The following is a 19,390-nucleotide window of genomic DNA, read 5'->3' on the forward strand; positions in this document are numbered from 1 at the left end:
ACGGCGGCTGTGACGGCGGCGGCCGCACGAGAGGAGCCGCGCGGGCCGGGCCCGTAATGTTCGCCGCAGCGGCCGGCGGGAGCCCGCCGCGCACAGGGCTCACGGGCCGTCGGCTCACGGGCCGTCGGCTCGCGGAGCCGTCCGGAGGGAGGCTCGGTCATGTCAGCGGTGGTCGACACGTCCACGGGAGTCTCGTCGGTGTTCGAGGCCGGCGCGGAGCACGAGCAGGTGGTGTTCTGCTCCGATCGGGCCAGTGGCCTGCGCGCCGTGATCGCCATCTACTCGACCGCGCTGGGGCCGGCGCTGGGAGGCACCCGGTTCCACGCCTATCCGGACGAGGCGTCCGCACTAGCCGACGCCCTCGCGCTCTCCCGCGCGATGGCCTACAAGGCCGCCTGCGCGGGCCTGGACCTCGGCGGCGGCAAGGCCGTCATCCTGGGCGACCCCGCCCGCGACAAGACCGAGGCGCTGCTGCGCGCCTACGGGCGCTTCATCGCCTCGCTGGGCGGCCGCTACGTGACGGCCTGCGACGTCGGGACGTACGTCGAGGACATGGACACCATCGCCAGGGAGACCCGTTGGGTCACCGGCCGCTCGCCGGCGCACGGCGGCTCGGGCGACTCCGGCGTCCTGACCGCGTACGGCGTCTTCGAGGGGATGCGCGCCTGCGCCCGGCACCGATGGGGGACACCCTCGCTCGCCGGGCGCCGGGTCGCCGTCAGCGGGGTCGGCAAGGTCGGCCTGCGCCTCGTGGGGCACCTGGTGGAGGAGGGGGCGACCGTTCTGGCCGGGGATACCGATCCGGGCGCCCTGCGGCGACTGGGAGCCCGCCATCCCGACGTCCAGCTGGTGGCCGACCCCGACGAGCTCCTCCGGGCCGAGGTCGACATCTACGCGCCCTGCGCGCTGGGCGGGGTGCTCACCGACGAGGTCGTGCCCGCGCTGCGGGCGGAGATCATCTGCGGCGGGGCGAACAACCAGCTGGCCCACCCGGGCATGGACAAGGTCCTGGCCGACGCGGGCGTGCTGTACGCGCCCGACTTCGTGGTCAACGCCGGCGGACTGATCCAGGTGGCGGACGAGATCGAGGGGTACTCCCCGGAACGGGCCAGGGCCCGGGCCGCCCGGATCTTCGACACGGCGCTGGACATCTTCCGGCTCGCCGAGGCGGAGGGCGCCACCCCGGCGGTGGCGGCGGGACGCTTCGCCGAGCGCCGGATGACCGACATCGGCCGGCTGCGGGGCATCCTGCTGCCCTGACCGTCACCGGCGGGCACGCCCGGAACCCGTGTGCCAGCACGCCTTTCCCACCCCCCGGAAGCCGTGACGCTGGGCACATCGGGCACCGGCGCGCGGGCGTCGCGGCGGGCCCGCGCGCCCGCTGTCAGGGGAGTCCCGGGACCATCCGTGGGGGTCAGATGATCTCCGCCGTGTTGTCCGACGACAGGTAACTGTCGGGTTGGCGTGCCGAGTAGGCTGCGATCCCTGTAGTCTCGGGAAGCACGAGACAGTGAGAGCACCGGGGCGGGTCCCCGTCGTCATGTTCGAGGGGGTCGAGCCATGGGGCGCGGCCGAGCGAAGGCCAAGCAGACGAAAGTCGCCCGCGAGCTCAAGTACAACTCGCCCACTATGGATCTCGACCGGTTGAAGGCGGATCTGGGCGCGGGTACTACGCGGGAGACCGAGAGCGACGAACCGTACTCGGATGACGACTACGGTTACGACGCCTACCTGGACGATGAGGACGAGCACCGCTCGTCCCGTTGAACCCGGGGCTGCCCCGGCCGACGCCGGGCCTCCGGGAAATCCGGGGGACCGGCTGCGACCACCTGGCGACAGGTGGTCGTCCATGTCGGCAGCAGATCGAGTCCGGTACGCCCGCCTCGCGCGGGCACACCGGGCGCCGAGCCGAGCTGGGCGGAATTGTCGGTGTTCCGTCCTAGAGTCTCAGAGGTCAGGATCTTCCTCGACCGAGGAGCCTCCCATGTCAGTGATGGCTGGCTGCCCACGTGGATGTTTCACGGGCAGGTGTTCGGGCTGGTCCGCACGTGGCCCCCGACGAGCCGGCTCGTGACCAGCCGCCCCTTTGCCCGGGCGGCCGTGGCGGGGCGAGCCGCACCAGGGCCGCCCGTGGCCGGGCCGCCAGCCACATCAGGGGTGGGCACCCACGAGGCGCGCCACGCCGTCCTCTCCAGCTCCGCCGGGCAGCGGCTCGACCCGCCCCGCGATCCAGGCAGCGACGCCGCGGTCAGCCAGCGTCCGCACCACAGCCTCGGCCTCGGCGGGAGCGACGACCGCGACCATTCCGACCCCCTGGTTGAACGTGGCCTCCATGTCGGCCTCGCTCACCCCGCCGCGCTCGGCGAGCAGGCCGAACACGGCCTGCGGAGCCCAGGTCGATCTCTCCACGACGGCAGCCGTCCCCGGCGGGATCACGCGGGCCAGGTTCGCCGCGAGACCGCCGCCGGTGATGTGGGCGAAGGCGTGCACCTCGGCCGTCTCGATGACGGCCAGGCAGTCCCGGGCGTAGATGCGGGTGGGCGTGAGCAACGCCTGCCCGAGCGTCGTCCCCAGGGCCTCTTCGTGCCTCGACAGTGCCTCCCGACCCGCCACGGAGACGCCTCCGGGCTGGTCAGGCTCGACCGGACCGAACAGGATGTGTCTTACCAGCGAGAAACCGTTGGAGTGGAGACCGGATGACCCCATCGCGACCACCACGTCCCCCGGCCGGACCAGCTCCGGCCCGAGCACGGCGTCGGCCTCGACGACCCCGACCCCCGTCGCGGCCAGGTCGTAGTCGTCGATTCCCATGAGGCCGGGGTGCTCCGCGGTCTCGCCACCCACCAGGGCGCACCCGGCCTGCTCGCAGCCGGCGGCGATCCCGGCGACGATCGAGGCGATCCGCGCCGGCTCGAGGGAGCCACAGGCGATGTAGTCGAGCAGGAACAGCGGCTCCGCGCCGCAGACAACGAGATCGTCGACCACCATGGCGACCAGGTCGATGCCCACCGTGTCATGGACGTCCATCGCCCTGGCCAGGGCGATCTTCGTGCCCACGCCGTCGGTGGACGAGGCGAGCAGCGGGTGCCGGTAACGGGCCACGTCCAGCGCGAACAGGCCCGCGAAGCCGCCGAGTGACCCGACGACCTCGGGCCGGGTGGCGCGGGCGACGTGCTGGCGCATGAGCTGCACGGCCCGGTCGCCGGCCTCGACGTCGACCCCGGCGTCCCGGTAGGAGACCGAGCGCCCCTCGGTGGTGCTCCCCTGGCCGCCGGCCTCTGAGCCCTGGCCGGATCCGTTGGCGTGCCTCACCACCGCGCGCTGCCCAGCGGTGCGCCGTCCACTGCCACCCCGTCCGCTGTCATCCCGTTCACGATGGCTCCGTTCGTGGCCACCCCGTCGGCCGGTGCGCCGTCGACCGCCACGGCGTCGGCCCTCGTCCCGTCGGGCCGTGCCCCGTTCGCGCGCGCGGCGCCGACGTCCTGGGCGGGCTCGAGCGGGACGGGTTCGAGGTCGAGATCGTGGTTGTCGGGGGACGGGTCCGCGCCGTTCATACCCAGGGTTACCCGCTCCCGGAGGGCCTGCGCGATGACCTCCTCCGTGGTCTGCGGCCCGAACGGCTCCAGCCGGTACTTGCCCAGCTTGTCCGAGTCGGCGAGCGGAACCGGGTAGATGCCGTCGAAGCAGGCCCGGCACAGCGCGTCCGCCGGCTGCTCGGAGGCCTCCACCAGCTCGTCGAGGGAGACGTAGGCGAGCGAGTCGGCACCCAGCGAGCGCCGGATCTCCTCCACGCCACAGCCGCTGGCGATCAGCTCGGCGCGGGTGGCGAAGTCGATGCCGTAGAAACAGGGCCACCGCACCGGGGGCGACGAGATCCGCACGTGCACCTCGGTCGCCCCGGCCTCGCGCAGCATCCGCACCAGGGCCCGCTGGGTGTTGCCGCGCACGATCGAGTCGTCCACGACGACGAGCCGGCGGCCCTCGATGACGTCGCGCAACGGGTTCAGCTTGAGCCGGATGCCCCGCTGGCGGATGGTCTGCGACGGCTGGATGAACGTCCGCCCGACGTAGGAGTTCTTGACCAGGCCCTCACCGAACGGGATGCCGGACGCCTCGGCGAAGCCGACCGCGGCCGGCACACCGGACTGCGGGACCGGGATCACCAGGTCGGCCTCGACCGGTGCCTCCCGGGCGAGCCGCCGGCCCACCTCGACCCGGGTGGCGTGCACCGACCGGCCACCGATCGTCGTGTCCGGGCGGGCGAGGTAGACGTACTCGAACAGGCAGACGTGCCGGTCGGCCTGCGCGAACGTGAGCGAGCGCGGGCCGTCCGCGTCGATGACGACCAGCTCACCGGGCTCGATCTCGCGGACGAAGCGGGCGCCCACGATGTCGAGCGCCGCGGTCTCGCTGGCGACGATCCACGCGCCGTCCGGCCGGTCGTCGAGCCGGCCCAGCACCAGTGGATGGATGCCGTGCGGGTCCCGCGCCGCGTACAGGGTCGACGCGTCCGCGAACGCCAGCGAGAAGGCCCCCGCCAGCCGGGGCAGGACGTCCATCGCGGCGTCGACCAGGGTCGGGCCAGGATGCGCGGCGAGCATCGCGGTGATCAGGTCGGAGTCGGTGGTGGCGCCCTGGCCGCCCTCGCTGTCGCCGAGCGACCCGGCCAACTCGACGATGTTCGTCAGGTTGCCGTTGTGGCCGAGCGCGATCGGCCCGCCGAAACCCGCCGTCCGGTAGGACGGCTGGGCGTTCTCCCAGGTGGACGAGCCTGTGGTCGAGTACCGGGTGTGCCCGACGGCCACGTGCCCCGACAGGCTGGAGAGGGTGATCTCGTCGAAGACCTGGGCGACCAGACCCAGCTCCTTGAACACGACGACGGTGCGGCCGTCGCCGACCGCCATCCCGGCGGCCTCCTGGCCGCGGTGCTGGAGAGCGTAGAGGCCGTAGTAGGTGAGGTTCGCCACGTCCTCCCCGGGCGCCCAGACACCGAAGACGCCACAGGCGTCGCGCGGGCCGGGATCGTCGTCGAGAAGATCGCTGTCGAGAGGATCACCGTTGCGCGGGGCACCGTGGAGAAGGCCGTCGCGACGGCGGCCGTCGCGAGACTGCGGCGGGCGGCGGACGGACGTCGACTCCCGGCGAGATGCGGGGTCGTCGCTGTGGGCGACGTGTGGCACCAGGTCTCCTAGAGAGGTCAGGGTGACCGAGATGTCGGGAGGAACGGGGCGGGTTCAAGGCGATGTCGTGACACCCCCGAGCACGACGACACTCACATCAACCGACAGCCACGGGAAGCACCCCGGGACCACCCGACGTTCACGCCCGCCCTCGACTCCCCACATAACCAACGCTAGCAGCGGGGACGCCAATCGGCTGGTCGAGCGCGATCTCCCCCGTCACGCGACACAGAGGTCACGGAGAAAACACGACAAACACGCACACCGGCCCGCCCGGTTGCGACCAGGCAAACATCCAGGCGCCGTCAGGCGGATGGCGGGGCCGTCGAGCGGGCGGCGGATGCCGTCAGGGCAGGCCGGCCCGGTGCCGTCCGGCAGGCGGGCCGGATGCGGTCAGGCGAGCAGCGGCAGCAGGAATCGTAGATCGGCACGCTCACCGCTGGCGCGGATCCGGCCGTCGGCGAGCGCCGCCCCCCAGGCCAGCCGGCCCGTCGCGATCAGGACGAACGCGGACGGGTCGGCCTCGACGACGTTCGGCGGTGTACCGCGGGTGTGCCGAGGCCCCTCGACGATCTGCACGGCGGAGAAGGGGGGCACCCGCAGCTCCACCGCGTGCCCCGGAGCGCGCTGGGCGAGCATCGACGTGAACAGCCGCACGACGGTCTTCAGCGCGGGGCGTGCCGGGGGCACACCCAGGTCCAGGCCGTGGACGACCGCTTCCACCGCTCGGGTGAGCAAAAACTCACCCAGCCGCATGCGCCCACCCGGGATGATCACCAGCCGGTCGGCGATCTCGTCCGGTGGGAGGCGAGCCAGGTCCGCCGCGGCGCCCGTGACGGCGTCCCGGAAGGCCACGCGCACCGCCTCCGGAGCCTGGCTGGCGGCGAGATCCCGGGCCGTGGCCGCGATCGCCTCGGCCTGGGCTCCGGTGCCGGCCAGGTAGTCCGCCGCGGTCACGAGCGGCGCACCGCCGGTCCGGGCCAGGCTCGACTCCGCTCCCGAGCCGCCCGCCGGTCCTCCGCCCGAGCCGCCCGCTGATCCCCCGGCCAGGCCGGGCGTTGATCCCCTGGCCAGGCCAGGCGCCGGGTCCCCGCGCAGCGCGGCGCTGAGGGCGAGTGCCGAGCGCGCGGTGTGCAGCACGAGCTCGGCGGTAGTCCAGCCGGGCAGTGCGCTCGGGGCCGCGAACGCCTCGTCGGGGAGCCCGCCGACGAGGCCGGAGATCGCCTTCCACTGCTCCTCCAGGGCCCCTGGCAGCGCCGGAGCGAATCCCGCCGCGCCGCCGCGCCCCCCGCGCCGCGCCGAGACCCCCCGCCCCGCACGACCCCGCCCCGCACGACCCCGCGCAGTACCTTCCCGGGCCGCGCCGCCGCGCGCATCGCCGTCCTGTGCATCGCCCCGTGCCACCGGACTCGTCTCCCCTCTCGTGCGTGCCGCCGTCCCACCGCTGTCCCACCGGCGTCCACACGGCGCTCGTGCACAGCGGTCCCGCGCGGCGGCGGCGTCTCTCGGGACGCCGGTCGCGGCACCCCTCGCCGCTCGGCCGTCCCGCCACGGGCGAGGATGAGGCCGTGGATGCCACCCCGTTCGACACCGCGGCGCTTCGGGCACGTGTCATCGAGGCGTGGGCCGCCTCCGCGAGCCGCTTCCGGGAGGACGCGAACGCCGAGGAGGACGCCGCTCTCGGCGCCTACCGAGACCGCCTGCTCGTCGAGCTCCTCCAGAACGCGGTCGACGCGGCGGCGGCCGCTGGTGTGCCGGCAAAGGTACACATCAGGCTCACGTCGGGGCAGCACCCGCACGGCGGGCCGGGTGGGCTGCTCGAGGTGGCGAACACCGGCGCCCCGCTGACCGCCGCCGGCGTCGAGGCCCTGTCGACGCTGCGCGCGTCCGCGAAGCGCGACGTGCAGGCAGTCGGCCGCTTCGGCGCCGGCTTCGCCGCGGTCCTCGCGGTGACGGACACGCCGTCGATTGTCTCCCGGGCGCCCTCGGGCCCCGGCGACGCGGCGGACTGGCGTGACGCCGACCAGCACAGCGCCGACCAGCGCAGTACGGACCTGCGCGGGGTGGAGCGGCGTGGCGTGGCGTGGCGCGGGGTGGAGTGGTCGCGCCGGCGCACCGCCGACCTGGTTGTCGCGACGGGCGCGGACGCACTGCGCCGCGAGCTCGACCGCCGCGCCGGCGCCGTGCCCGTCCTGCGCCTGCCCTTCGACCTCGGCGACCCGGCGTCCGGGCCCGGCGACGGGTTCGACACCGTCGTCCGGCTGCCGCTGCGGGACACGGCGGCGGCGGCCACGGCACGCGAGCTCATCGCCGCGTTCGACCCCACGCTGCCCCTCGTCCTGCCCGGCCTTGAGGAGATCGTCGTCGAGGTGGACGGCGACGTCCGAACCCACCGGTGTGTCTGGGAGCCGGTGCTCCCCGGGCCGGACGGAACCGACCTCGAAATCGCCACCGTCGACGGCACGCGGTGGCGCGGCTGTGTCCACCGCGGCTCGATCCCGTCCGAGCTGCTCGCCGACCGCCCGGTCGAGGAACGTGACAGGACCACCTACAACGCCCGGGTGATGATCCCGGACGGCGGCTGGCCCGCCGAGGTGGCGCAGGTGGTGCGCGCGCCGCAGCCGACCGACGAGGCCGTCGGCCTGCCCGCGCTGATCAGCGTCGACCTGCCGCTCGATCCGTCCCGGCGGCACACCGTGCCCGGGCCCCTGCGGGACTGGCTCACCGACCGGCTCGCCGACACGGTCGTCGCGCTCGCCGCTCACCTGGCCACCGCCCGACCGGACGGCGCCGAGAGCGGTGACCATGGCGCGGACGGGGGGCGCCACGCGGCTCCCGATCCCCTCACCGTCCTGGACCTCGTGCCGACCGGGCTGCCCCGCAGCGAGGTGGACGGCCGGCTGCGCGACCGCCTGCTCGCGCTGCTGCCGGACGCCCCCGTCCTGCCGGGCGGCCGCCGCGGCCGGGACTGCCTCGTCCTGGACCTCGGCCCCGCCACGGACGCCGTCACCGACCTGCTGCGCGCGGGCGCCGAGACGGGCTCCGGCACCGGCCTCACCACGGACCCGGACCTGGCGGACTTTGCCGCGGCGGGGAAGGCTGACGAGGCCGCGGCCGACGATGCCGTGGTCGACGGGCTGCTGCCGGCCGAGTTCGCCACCCGGCGCCGCCAGCCCGCACTCGACCTCCTGGGCGTCCGCCGCCTGGACACCGGGGCCGTCGTCGAGGTCCTGCGCGGCATGCGGCGGACGCCGTCCTGGTGGGCCGGGCTGTACCCGCTGTTGCTGACCGCACCCGACCGGGACGCCCTGGGCGCGCTGCCGGTTCCGGTCGTGGTCGTGCCCGACGGCGACGACCTCGGCTCCACGCCGGCCTTCGCCCATGCTGATCCGTTCACCGGGACCGGACCGGACGGGGGTGGAGCCGCCCCGGCGACACCACCCAGCCGGATGGTCACCGGACCGCGCGGGGCCCTGCTACCCACCCCCGATCTGGACGTGGTGGCCCTGGCCCGATCGGGGCTGCCGCTGCGCGCCGTCCATCCCGACGCGTGCGCGGGTGCGGCCCGCGACGCGCTGCGGACCCTGGGCGCCTCGGAGGGCACGCCGGCCGGGGTGCTGCGGGACCCGGCGGTACGCGAGGCCGTCACCCAGGCCGACCCCGACGACGACCCCGGCGAGCTGGACGCCCTCGCCGCCGCCGTACTCGCGCTGGTGCGCGCGATTGTCCCGGATGGACACACCGCACATTCGGACGGGCACGACCGCAATGACGGGCTGGACGGCGGCGGCTTCCCGTCCGACACCGTGGGTGATCCGCACCCGGAGCAGGGGCCGTCCGCGATGCCGTCGTGGCTGGGTGGGCTGCTGCTCCCGGAACAGGGCGGCGGCTTCGCGCCCGCGTCCGAGCTGGTGATCGCCGACGGGCCGCTCGACCGCCTGCTGGCCGAGGACGCGCCGTTCGGCGCCCTGGACCCACGGCTGAGCACCGCCTGGCCGGACCATGTCCTCGAAGCCATCGGAGTCCTGCGGACCTTCGGCGTCCTCTATGCGTCGGACGTGACCCTCGACCCGGACGAGCCCGTCCTGCTCGAGCTTGACGACAGCGACACCTGGGCGGACGACGTCCACGATGCCGCCGACCGGGCGGGGGAACGGGGCACCGCGGCTTCCGGTGACGGGCGAGGCTCCGGCCGCGGGCCCGGCGCGGCTGGCATGCCGGGTGGACACGGTGTGCCGGGAGCGCACGGTGTGCCAGGGGCGCCGCGGGTTGTCCGGCATTTCGCGGCCGTCCGCGACCTTGAGCTCGTCGACCCCGACGCATGGCCGGAGGCGCTTGCGGAGCTCGCCCGTCCGCCCCTGCGCCGGGTGGTTCTCGGCGCCGAACCCTCGTACACCCGCTGGTGGCTGGCCCGGCACGCGCTGCTGCCGGTGGATGGCGACCCGGACACCCGGCTCCCCCCGGGCGAGCTCGTCCTGCCCGGCGCCGATCCGTTGCTGACCGGGCTGTTCGCGCCGGGCGCGCCGCTGCCGGGCGTCGACCCGGAGCTGCTGCGCCGGCTCGGCTGCCGGCTCACCCTCGACGACGTGCTCACCGACCCGGACGCGGTGATCGACCTGCTGGACCGGCTCGGCGACGCCGACCGCGAGATCGGCTGGCCGGCGGCCCGGACGCTCTACATGGCCGCGGTGAGCGCGGCCGGCCTGCTCGGGGCCGACCCCTCCGGCACGACCGGCCCAAGGCTGGACCCGCCGCTGACCGTACGAACCCCGACCGGGGTGTTCCGCTCCGCCGACGTGGTGGTCGTGGACGCACCGGACCTGCTCGAAGTGATCGGCGCCGACCATCCCGCGCTGCGCCTGCCACTGGATCGCGCCGCCGAGGCCGCGCACATCCTCGGGCTGCGTCTCGCCTCGGAGCTGGCCGACTTCGCCGTACTGGACGAATCCGCTGGACTGAGCGAATCCACTGGATTCGGTGGATCCGCTGCTCTGATCGACAGCACCGTTCAGGCCGGCGGTTCCATCGCTGGCAGCGCTGTCTCGGCCGGAGCCGGCACCGGTGGCGGTGGCGGTGGTACCGATGGCGGTGGCGTCAGTGGCGTCCGCGGTGCGGTTCCTGGCAGGGCCGTGACGAGGACCGTCATGGTGGCCGGCAACGCGGTCGTCGTCGGGAGCGCGACCCCGGTCGGGGCCGCGGACACCCCGGATTCGCTCGACGGGGTCGACCTGGGCGCGGTGCCGGGCGCCGCGCGTCCCCTCGTCGCGCGGTACCAGGTCCATCCCGAGCTGTGGATCTCAAGCCTGGGCGGGGGACGGGTCCGGGTGCCGTGGCGGGTCGTCGGCGGCATCGGCGGTGAGATCCACGTCGACGCCGAGGCCGGCACGGATGCGCTCGCCCGGGCTCTGGCCTGGCGGGCCGGCCAGTGGGAGCGCCGGCACGGACTGGCCGCCGCGCTGCGGGACCCCGACGGCGCCGGCCGCCGTCAGGCCGAGGACGACCTCGACGATCTTTGATTCCTGGTGCTCAGTCGGGCTCGGCGGCGGTCGCGCGCAGCCGATTCCGGCGTCGCACGACGACCCACAGGCCCATGAGCCCGAGCACGAAGCCGACCGCCGCCGTCGCGATCCACCAGAGCCGGCCATCCGCCCGCAGATCGTCGGCGAACGGGATCATGACCAGTAGGGCGATCAGCCACACGACGGTGCCGACCGCGACGGAGCGGACACCGTCGTAGGGCAGCGGACGCAGTTCCACCACGTCCGGCTCGGCCTTGTCACCCGCTTGTGTGCTCATCCGGGCCGACGCTACCGTCTTCAGGCCGCGCGTCCACCTCCGACAGGTCAGCCGTCGGCGGGCCGGCAGGCGCGGGTCAGCGGCCGGCGGTCAGGGGGAGGTCGCCGCGGTCGAGCCACTCCGCGAAGGAGGATCCCGTCAGCTGGCCGAGTAGGACGATGTCGTCCCGGAACCGGTCGAGGACCTGTTCGCGCAGGCCGGGCGGTGGCGGCGGACCCGGCCTGAGGCTGCGCCGCAGCTCGGCCAGCACGGCGTCCATCGGATCGACGGCCGCCGGGACCGCCTCCCTGACAACGCGCGTCGTGCCGGGATCGATTGTCGCCGGCGCGAAAATCCGGCTGTCGCACCCGAAACCGGCCGCCGGGTCGACCGCCCCGACGAATCCGCAGACGCGGCGCAGCACGGCCGCGGGTTCGAGGACCAGGTCCCGGTAACGCACCAGCAGCACCTGGCTCGGCGGAAACAGGGTGTACAACCGCCGCAGCTGGACGCCGTACCTCCCGAGCTCGGCGTACCGCCACCTGCGACTCCAGCCGGCCGCGCACCGTTCCTCCTCGGCGTCGAGCGCCTCGATCAGGGTCGGCAGCGGTTCCAGCCCGGCCCTTCGGTGCGCGAGCCAGTTCGCGTAGGCGCGCTCCACCGGGTCACGCAGGACGGCGATCATCCGCAGGTAGGGCAGGAGCTCGTGCATCCGCCGCTGGGCGGAGAACTCGGCAAGGTAGTAAGGAGTGCTCTCACCGCGCGGACGACGCCCGTCACCACCCCGAAACAACGTCTCATAGTCCGAAAGGCACCAAATGTAGTTCTCGCTGGTTAGGCCAGCACCGCCCACGGCCCGAGATCCCCCGGTGCCAGCGAGGTCACCGGGGCCACCGGGGCCGGAAAGACCGGCGGGGCTGGCGGAACCGCCGAGACCAGGATGGCCGGCAGGGCCAACGGGACCGCCGGAGCTGGCACCGCCGCCGTGGCCGAGGGGGCTGGCGTCGTCCCGGGGACGTCCGGAGGTCAGGAAGTAGCCCGGTTCCGCCACAGGGGACATGGCCAGGCCCAGGTGGCGGGTGAGTGCGGCGTGCAGGCTCGACGTCCCGGCTTCGGGAGCCCCGATGACGACGAAATCAGGCAGCGCCATGCCGGCCCTCCTCCCGGGCGGAAAAACACGCGCACACCAAGAGTATAGCCCATATTCTCTACCAGTTAAGTAGACAATATGATCGCGCGTAGCGAAAGTGTGGCGACCGAGTGAGTCCATGGACTCACTCGGTCGCCACACTTCGTCGGAGCTCCGCCCGACCCGGAGTTACCGGGGGGCTTATGGGGGATTATCTCTATTTGTTGAGATTAATGGTGCCGTAGGTGCCGTTGTGGTAGATGAGGGGCTGGGAGTGGCGGTGGGAGCGGGTTTCCAGGACTTCGGCGATCACCAGGTGATGGTCGCCGGCGTTCAGCCGGGAGTGGATGCGGGTCCGTAGCCACACGGCCGCGTCCACCAGCAGTGGCTCGCCGGTGGGCAGGCGGCGCCAGCGGGTCGGTTCCGCGAACCGGTCGATGCCCGAGGTCGCAAACCGCGCGGCGATCTCCTGCTGGCCGTCCGAGAGCAGGTGGACGACAAGGGTTCCGGCGGCGAGCAGCGCCGGCGCGCTCGACGACGTCGCGGACAGGGACAGCGACAGCAGCGGCGGATCCGCGGAGAGGGAGGCGACCGACGTCGCGGTGAAGCCGACCGGACCCCGGGGACCGATCATCGTCACGACGGTGACCCCGGCCGCGTGCCGGCGGAACGCACTGCGCAGCGCCGCCGGGTCGACCGCCGCCCCCGGCTGTGGCGCCGCCGACACCGGAACCGGTGCGGGAGCCACCGAGACTGCGGGCACCTGGGACAACGGGGACGCCTGTTCCGGTGCTGGAGCCGTCCGTGGCTGGTCTGGGTGCGGCGAGGGGTCGCGGCCGAGGGTGTCGAGCGTCATCGAGCCGTCTCCACGAGGTCGTTTTCCACCCGGACGTCCTGGGCGAAGAGCGCCGTCCCGATGTGTGCGGCGACGCTGGCGCGAAGCACGGGGGCGTGCGAGACAACCCAGGAGTCGACCACGATGTCCAGGTCCGGGAGCTGCTCCTCGATTACCGCGAACGACCGGGCGGGGACGGTCGCGCCCAGTTCCACGAGGACCGGGCGCAGGTAGAGCTCCCCGGCCACCGAGTGGTCCGGCGCCGCCGAGATGACCACCGGTACGGCGGTCGCTCCCCGCAGTGCCCCACCGGGCAGCAGGTCCAGGAACGACTTGAGCAGGCCGGTGTAGCTGCCCTTGTAGACCGGCGACGCGACGATCAGCAGATCCGCCTCGGCCGCGGTCGTGAGGGCCGCGGCGACCCGGCCGTCGTCGGCGAAGAGGTGCCGGGCCAGCGTGGAGAGATCGATGATCTCGATGCTCGCGACCGGCAGCTCGTCCGCGATCCGCTCCGCGAGGAAGCGGGCGAGGGTCAGCGTCCGGGAGCCGGTCCGTGGGTTGCCGATGATCATGACGAGGCGCGGCGAAGCGGGAGATGTGGTCTGTGGCATGAGCGGCCTTCCGGTCAGGATGGACGTCGCGGAGCGGGTTCGCTGGCTGGACTTCGCGCGAGTTCGTCCTCGTCACTCACCATCACTCGTCGTCGCCATCGCTCGTCGGCACTGTCACTTGTCATCGCTGGCACTGGTGCATTTGTCGTCGCTGGTCACCGATGGCGCGGGCGTCCGGCACCCGGGTGCGCGGGCGTTCGCGCCGGTCGGCGGAACCGTGCCGCGGGGACGGCCCGGACCGCGACCGGGAAAGTGCCGAGCCTGATCCGCCAGCCGTGCCCGGCCGCCGTGCGAAGCCCGGCCGCCGTGGCAGGCGGGCAGCACGCGGCAGATCCGACCGCCGGGCGATCAGGCCACGGCGGAACAGACCACAACAGGCGCACGCATCGGACCGGGGATCCGACCAACACCTTGGCCGGCGGACGCGCGACCGGCGCGACCGGCGCGACCGGCGCGACCGGCGCGACCGGCGCGACCGGCGCGCGGCGGACCGGCTTCGTCAGGAGCGGGCGGTGGCGCGACAGCGGCAGCGGGTGGCGCGACCGTAGTCGACGCAGCGCCGACGGGTGAGCAGCGGGCGGGAGGCGAACCAGGACCTGTGCGATGGCAGCGCCCGACGGGTGGGGAGAACGCAAGCTGCCACGTCGAGAACTGTGCGGAGCGCCGCTTTGTTCAGTCAAGAAGTGATAAAGTGAATCAGATCACATCATTGATCGGTTGGCGGCGATCCGCCGGCGTGTTTCCGTTGCTTCTGTGTTGAAGCCGGCCTACCTCGTGACGCGTGGGCACATCGACTTGTTGCGGGTCGCCTCCGCCGCCTGTTCGGCTTACTGACGCCGCCCGTGGCGTGCCGCGGCACGACCCCCGCCCGCGGGCCCGCCGCCGCGATCCGGCCGCACGCACCACGCCACCGCCCGCACCACGTCACCGCCCGCGCCCGTTGCCACGCGCATCACACCGCCACCAGCCATCCCGAAGTCCGGACGCGTCATCGTCCGGTGCCCCGCCGGTCCTGTCCGGCACCGGTGGACGGCGGCACGGGAGCCTGCCCGAACGCGGCCCCGCCAGCAGGCGGACGCGACGGTGCGGCGGGCGCGGCTGCTGGCCCGGGGCCGCCTCCAGCGGGCGCGTCCGCCGACGCGGTGTGCTGCCACAGACCCGACCGACCGCACCACCGACCTCAGCACCGGAGTGCCGACCCGTGAGTGACCTGCACGTTCCGTCCATTGACGATCTTGTCCCGTCCCCCGAGGAGATCGACGCCTTTCATCGGCGGCTGCATCACATCGCGCCCTGGGCGCTCGATCCCGAGACGGCGCAGACATCCGGGATGCGGCGGCTGGCGGCGGTGAGCGCGCGCACCGTGGGCTCGTCGAAGCTGTGGATGGGCCAGACGCACGTGGCGCCGGCTACCGCGTCGGCCAATCATCACCATGGTCGGTCCGAGACCGCGATCTACGTGGTCAGCGGGCATCCGGAGTTCGTCTTCCCGGCGGACGAGCTCTCGGGGGACGACACCGGCGCCGCGAGCCGCGGCGGCGGCGCGAGCGGCGCGGACGGCGGGAACGGCAGGAGCGGCGAGAACGGTGGCGGGAGCGATTCGGGCGCTCCGCCGCGGGAGATCCGTATCCGGACCTCGCCGGGGGACTACATCTTCGTTCCGCCGTGGGTGCCGCACCGCGAGGAGAACCCGGATCCCGAGCACGAGGCCCTGGTGGTGATCGCCCGCAGCACCCAGGACGCGATCGTCGTCAACCTGCCGGACCTGCGCTGGACCGGCTCCGTCCGAACGACCAGCGAGGACATCGCGGGTTGCTCGTAACAGTGACAAGGGGCTCCGGCTCCCGCCCGCTCCCCGCGAGCTCCCGGTGGCTCCTCCCGACCCACGTCACCGCGCCCGTTCATCCCACCCGGCCCGTTCAACACACTCGTGTCATCCGACCTCGTGCCCAATCCGAATCGCCTGGAGGCGTCCGTGGCAGCCCATGCCGGCTTCGTCGCGAGTACACCCGTCAGAGGCGCCGTGGACGTCGACCGCCTGGCCTGGCAGGTCCTGGTCGACGGACGGCCGATCGACCTCACCTACCTTGAGTTCGAGGTGCTCGACTACCTCGTGCGCAACCCGGGCCGTGTGCACAGCCGGGAGGAGCTGCTGCGCGAGGTGTGGCGGCAGGATCCCGGCGCCCTCGGCGCGTCCGCCCCGCGCACCGTCGACGTCATGATCACCCGGCTACGGCGCAAGCTGGGCCGCCATCACCGGGACCACATCGAGACGGTCCGGCGGGTCGGGTACCGCTACCGGCCGGCCGGTGACGAGCCGCTCAGGTCCCACTCGCCCTCGACGCTGTAGACGGGGGACGGCCCACCGACGCTGCTCATCAGGGTCAGGGTCCGCGCCGTCCAGGCCGACGGCTTCATGATCTCGCCGAGGGCGCGGACCAGTGGCCGCAGGTCGGCGGCGGTGCCCTCGGGAACGCGGGCCAGGGTGAGGTGGGCCCGCAGCGGGCGGTCGTCGCCGCCGTCCGCGCCGGCCCGGACGGCCGCGCGTCGCACCCCCGCCGCCAGCGGCCCGAGATCGCCGGCGACCCGGGCCCAGAGCACCCGGTGGCCGAAGCGGCCGGCGCCGTCGAGGCGCAGCTCGACCGGGCCGTGCCGGTGGGCGACCCGACCGAGCCGTTCGGCGAGCGCGGGCCGCGTCCCGGGCTCGACCGGCCCGAGGAACGCCAGCGTCACGTGCCACCGCGACGGATCCGCCCAGCGAAGCCGCGGCACGCCCGCCCCGGCGGGCCCCGGCGATCCGGCGGCGCCCACGCTCCCGGAGACGCCCACGCTCCCGGCGGCTCCGCCAGCCCGGCCGGCCCCTGCTGCGCTGGTTACCTCAGAGACGGCGGTGGCCAGGTCGCGCACCACCTCCGTCGGCGGGAGCAGCGCGACGAAGAGCCGCTCCCGGCCCGGTACCGGCCCCGTCACAGCGCGACGCGGACCTGGTCGGCCGTCAGCCCGCGCCGTTCGATCACGCGGACCGCGATGCACGACGGGTTGCTCAGCACGCCGAGCAGCAGGTGGGCCGTGTGCACCCGTTCGCCGTGTTCCAGGACGGCCGCGTCGACGGCTGCCCGCACCGCCCGCCTGGACTCCTCCGTGAATCGTTCGAGCACGGTCTACACCCCCTTTCCGAAGCGACGGCCGTACTTCTTGTGGGCGGCCTGCCGGCTGACGCCGAGCACGTCCGCGATCTCCTGCCAGGACCAGCCTCTGCTCCGCGCGCTGGCGACCTGGAGCTCCTCCAGGGACTCGAGCAACGCCCGCAGCGACGCGACGGCGGTGAGACCCACCCGGGGGTCGTCGTCGGACGCCGCGCCGGCGAGCGTCGTGGCCGTAGCACTCATGGTCGTCAACCTACGTTGACAACCAGCGTCCGTCAACCTCGGTTGACACGACCGCCACGGCGGGCACACCCGAGTGGCGTGACGCGGCCTGGTCACAGCGGGCTGGTTCGAGTGGGTGGTCTGCGACGGGATCGGCCCGACCGCCCACCGGCGGACGGCAATCGGGGGCACTATCGGAGCTGTGACGACGGTCCCCGAACTGGTGGCGCCCCGCGATCCCGGCCTGTCCAGAGCCTGGCGCTCGGACCGCCGTGCCGCCCGGCGCAGGCAGCCCGACCTCCCGGTCGCGATGGCCCTGGTCACCGACGGTTCCGAACGCTCGACGGCGGACGTCCTGCGTGACGCTGGGGTCGATGTCGTGGGGCTGCTGGCGCCGGAGCCGCTGGAGTCGCTGGCCTGGGCCGCCGAGGCGAAGGCCCCGCGCGCCTACAGCGACCTGATCGCCCTGCTGTCGGACGACATCGAGGCGGTCTGCATCGAGATGTCGCCGCCGGCGTCCGACATCGTGGCCCGCCGGGCGGCCGAGGCCGGCCTGCACGTCCTGCTCGCGAAGCCGGCCACGGCCGAGGCCGAGGCGCTGCGCGCGGTGGCCGACATCGCCGAGGACGCCGATCTCGCCCACGTCGTCGCCCTGGACGGCCGGGCGTGGCCCGCGGCGTGGCACGTCCAGGCGTCGGTGCACTCGCTGGGCCGGCTGAGCCAGATCACCGTGGTCGGCGCGCCGTCCGGGCCGATCGGCCGGGCCGAGATCATCGACCTGACGCTGCGCTGGTGCGGCGAGATCCTCGCCGTGTGCGCCGATCCCGGCAGCATGCCGGCGACCACGCTCACCCCCGACGCGCCGGTCACCCTGGCCCTGCTCGCCGCCAACGGGACGACCGTCCTGATCAACGAACGGATGGGCGGGGAGATCGCCACCGCCACGGTGACCGTCTGCGGCGAGGCGGGCCGCATGGTCGTCCAGGGGCGGCGGGTCCGCCGGCAGGACGGGACGGGCATTCGTGACCTGTGGATGCCGACGGTGCCCGCCGAGCGGCCCGGCCTGGTCGAGGCCACCTACGACGTCGTGCGGGCCACCGAGCTGAACGACCCGGCCCTGGTGCGCGGCGCGACCTTCCACGACCTGCTCACCGCGACGCGCCTGCAGGTGGCGGCCGCGGCGTCTCACAAGCGGGGTGGCTGGGTCGAGCTTTGAGCCCGCCCACGGCGAGCCCCGGCCCCGCGGGGCCGGGGCCGGCTGCCCGTGCCGCGGCGGGCGGGCGGCGCAGGTCGAACAGCGCGACGATCGCGGCGGCGAGCAGCGAGCTCACCCCACCGAGAGCGAGGCCGGCCCGCGGCCCGAACGCCTCGCAGACCGCCCCGACGATCGGGGCGCCGATCGGCGTCGTGCCGATGAAGACCAGCAGGAACACGCCCATCACCCGGCCCCGCATGGCATCGTCGGTGCTCAGCTGCACCAGCGCGTTCGCCATGGTGCTGACCAGCAGCACACAGGCGCCGGTCGGGATGGCCAGCAGCGCGAACAGCCACAGGTTCGGCATCAGCCCGAACAGGGTCTCCGAGACCCCGAAGGCCGCCGTCGCGACGATGAGCGTGGTGTGGCGGGGGACGTCCAGGCGCCGCGCCGACACGGCCGCGCCCGCGATGGAGCCGACCGCCAGCATCGCCGTGAGGAGGCCGTAGGTGGCCGCCGTCCCGCTGAACTGCTCGCTGGCCATCAGCGCGACCGTGACGGGGAAGTTCAGCCCCAGGGCGCCGACGATGCCCACCAGCAGGATGGGCGTGGCGATCTCGCGGTGCCGAACGGCGTAGCTCAGCCCCGCACGCAGCTGCCCCCGGGCCCGCTGGACGGGTCGGGCCGGCAGGAGATCCCCGGTACGGATGCGCGCCAGGCCGGTCAGCACCGCGGCGAACGACAGCGCGTTGAGGCCGAACACCCAGGCCGCGCCGGGCATGGTGCCCGCGATGCCGATAAGCCCGCCGGCCGCGGCCGGTCCGGCGATCCGTCCCGCGTTGAAGATCATGCTGTTCAGCGCGACGGCGTTCGGCAGCAGCGGGGCACCGACCATCTCGACGATGAACGCCTGCCGGATGGGAGCGTCGAAGGAGGTCACCACGCCGAGCAGGCCCGAGAGGACGAAGAGCATCGGCATGCGCAGCGCCCCGGAAGCGATCAGCGCGCATGCGGCGACGGACAGCACCGCCGCCGAGCTCTGGGTGATCAGCAGCAGCCGCAGCTTGGGGAACCGGTCGGCGACGACGCCGGCGTAGAGCCCGAACAGCAGCATCGGGCCGTACTGGAGCGCCAGGGTGATCCCCAGCTCCGTCCCGCCGCCGCCGAGGGCCAGCACCAGCCAGTCGAGCGTGGTCATGCCCATCCACGTCCCGATCAGCGAGACCAGCTGGCCGGATGCGAAGAGGCGGAAGTTGCGGACCGACAGCGACCGGAACATCCCCACGGCTACCGGACC

General features: G+C 73.8%; 17 protein-coding genes. 6 read left to right on the plus strand and 11 right to left on the minus strand.

The genetic code is table 11. The features are described 5' to 3' along the window. Positions 1-159: 159 nt before the first annotated feature. Together FRANEAN1_RS35990 and FRANEAN1_RS35995 are read left to right on the plus strand one after the other, a co-directional pair. Positions 160-1,260 (plus strand): Glu/Leu/Phe/Val dehydrogenase dimerization domain-containing protein, encoded by a 1,101-nt coding sequence (locus FRANEAN1_RS35990; protein ID WP_020464585.1) that lies wholly within the window; start codon positions 160-162, stop codon positions 1,258-1,260. 300 nt (positions 1,261-1,560) lie between these two features. Next, the gene (locus tag FRANEAN1_RS35995) at positions 1,561-1,767 is read left to right on the plus strand and encodes a DUF3073 domain-containing protein (protein ID WP_018503970.1); all 207 of its coding nucleotides are present in this window, start codon (positions 1,561-1,563) and stop codon (positions 1,765-1,767) included. A 384-nt stretch (positions 1,768-2,151) separates the two neighbouring features. On the opposite strand, the gene purM is transcribed toward FRANEAN1_RS35995, so the two are convergent. The 3 genes from purM to FRANEAN1_RS36010 form a co-directional block, all read right to left on the minus strand. After that, positions 2,152-3,315, minus strand: coding sequence for a phosphoribosylformylglycinamidine cyclo-ligase (gene purM / locus FRANEAN1_RS36000; protein ID WP_041255179.1), 1,164 nt, complete (start codon positions 3,313-3,315; stop codon positions 2,152-2,154). Then, entirely contained in the window at positions 3,309-5,180 is a 1,872-nt protein-coding gene (gene purF, locus FRANEAN1_RS36005) for an amidophosphoribosyltransferase (protein WP_020464587.1), read from the minus strand. The genes purM and purF overlap by 7 nt, the downstream gene beginning before the upstream one ends. A gap of 393 nt (positions 5,181-5,573) precedes the next feature. Next, the gene (locus FRANEAN1_RS36010) at positions 5,574-6,584 is read right to left on the minus strand and encodes a sterol carrier family protein (RefSeq protein WP_020464588.1); all 1,011 of its coding nucleotides are present in this window, start codon (positions 6,582-6,584) and stop codon (positions 5,574-5,576) included. A gap of 164 nt (positions 6,585-6,748) precedes the next feature. On the opposite strand from FRANEAN1_RS36010, the gene FRANEAN1_RS36015 reads away from it, so the two are divergent. Then, positions 6,749-10,696, plus strand: a complete 3,948-nt coding sequence (locus tag FRANEAN1_RS36015; RefSeq protein WP_020464589.1) for a hypothetical protein — start codon at positions 6,749-6,751, stop codon at positions 10,694-10,696. Between the two features lie 10 nt (positions 10,697-10,706). Here the strand turns inward: FRANEAN1_RS36015 and FRANEAN1_RS36020 are convergent, their stop codons facing one another. The 4 genes from FRANEAN1_RS36020 to FRANEAN1_RS36035 all read right to left on the minus strand — a co-directional run bounded on the left by FRANEAN1_RS36020 (position 10,707) and on the right by FRANEAN1_RS36035 (position 13,530). Then, positions 10,707-10,976: a DUF2530 domain-containing protein gene (locus FRANEAN1_RS36020; RefSeq protein ID WP_020464590.1), complete on the minus strand. Its 270-nt coding sequence runs from the start codon at positions 10,974-10,976 to the stop codon at positions 10,707-10,709. Between the two features lie 76 nt (positions 10,977-11,052). Beyond that, the gene (locus tag FRANEAN1_RS36025) at positions 11,053-12,105 is read right to left on the minus strand and encodes a sulfotransferase (protein ID WP_020464591.1); all 1,053 of its coding nucleotides are present in this window, start codon (positions 12,103-12,105) and stop codon (positions 11,053-11,055) included. 196 nt (positions 12,106-12,301) lie between these two features. After that, positions 12,302-12,940 carry a flavin reductase gene (locus tag FRANEAN1_RS36030; protein WP_020464592.1) on the minus strand — a complete coding sequence of 213 codons (639 nt, stop codon included), beginning with the start codon at positions 12,938-12,940 and terminating at the stop codon, positions 12,302-12,304. Beyond that, on the minus strand, positions 12,937-13,530 hold the full coding sequence (locus FRANEAN1_RS36035) for an NAD(P)H-dependent oxidoreductase (RefSeq protein ID WP_020464593.1): 594 nt from the start codon (positions 13,528-13,530) through the stop codon (positions 12,937-12,939). Before FRANEAN1_RS36035 ends, FRANEAN1_RS36030 begins: the two co-directional genes overlap by 4 nt. A gap of 1,225 nt (positions 13,531-14,755) precedes the next feature. Between FRANEAN1_RS36035 and FRANEAN1_RS36045 the strand changes: the two genes are divergently transcribed. Further along, the gene (locus tag FRANEAN1_RS36045; protein ID WP_347177285.1) at positions 14,756-15,352 is read left to right on the plus strand and encodes a cupin; all 597 of its coding nucleotides are present in this window, start codon (positions 14,756-14,758) and stop codon (positions 15,350-15,352) included. A gap of 81 nt (positions 15,353-15,433) precedes the next feature. Continuing rightward, positions 15,434-15,880, plus strand: coding sequence for a winged helix-turn-helix domain-containing protein (locus tag FRANEAN1_RS36050; protein WP_347177286.1), 447 nt, complete (start codon positions 15,434-15,436; stop codon positions 15,878-15,880). On the opposite strand, the gene thpR is transcribed toward FRANEAN1_RS36050, so the two are convergent. From thpR to FRANEAN1_RS36060, 3 genes are read right to left on the minus strand one after another with little or no spacing between them, the layout of a single operon-like run. Continuing rightward, on the minus strand, positions 15,826-16,500 hold the full coding sequence (thpR, locus tag FRANEAN1_RS36055) for an RNA 2',3'-cyclic phosphodiesterase (protein ID WP_020464596.1): 675 nt from the start codon (positions 16,498-16,500) through the stop codon (positions 15,826-15,828). The genes FRANEAN1_RS36050 and thpR overlap by 55 nt on opposite strands. Further along, a complete protein-coding gene (locus FRANEAN1_RS44500) occupies positions 16,497-16,688 on the minus strand; it encodes a Clp protease N-terminal domain-containing protein (RefSeq protein WP_083788446.1) in 192 nt (63 codons plus the stop codon). The genes thpR and FRANEAN1_RS44500 overlap by 4 nt, the downstream gene beginning before the upstream one ends. A gap of 3 nt (positions 16,689-16,691) precedes the next feature. Continuing rightward, entirely contained in the window at positions 16,692-16,919 is a 228-nt protein-coding gene (locus tag FRANEAN1_RS36060) for a helix-turn-helix transcriptional regulator (RefSeq protein ID WP_020464597.1), read from the minus strand. Between the two features lie 181 nt (positions 16,920-17,100). Here FRANEAN1_RS36060 and FRANEAN1_RS36065 point away from each other — a divergent pair, with 181 nt between their 5' ends. Continuing rightward, a complete protein-coding gene (locus FRANEAN1_RS36065) occupies positions 17,101-18,114 on the plus strand; it encodes a Gfo/Idh/MocA family oxidoreductase (RefSeq protein ID WP_041255182.1) in 1,014 nt (337 codons plus the stop codon). On the opposite strand, the gene FRANEAN1_RS36070 is transcribed toward FRANEAN1_RS36065, so the two are convergent. Next, entirely contained in the window at positions 18,047-19,372 is a 1,326-nt protein-coding gene (locus FRANEAN1_RS36070; RefSeq protein ID WP_020464599.1) for an MFS transporter, read from the minus strand. The two genes, FRANEAN1_RS36065 and FRANEAN1_RS36070, sit on opposite strands and share 68 nt — an antisense overlap. Between the last annotated feature and the right edge of the window lie 18 nt (positions 19,373-19,390).

This window comes from Parafrankia sp. EAN1pec (assembly GCF_000018005.1).
Lineage (GTDB): Bacteria > Actinomycetota > Actinomycetes > Frankiales > Frankiaceae > Parafrankia > Parafrankia soli.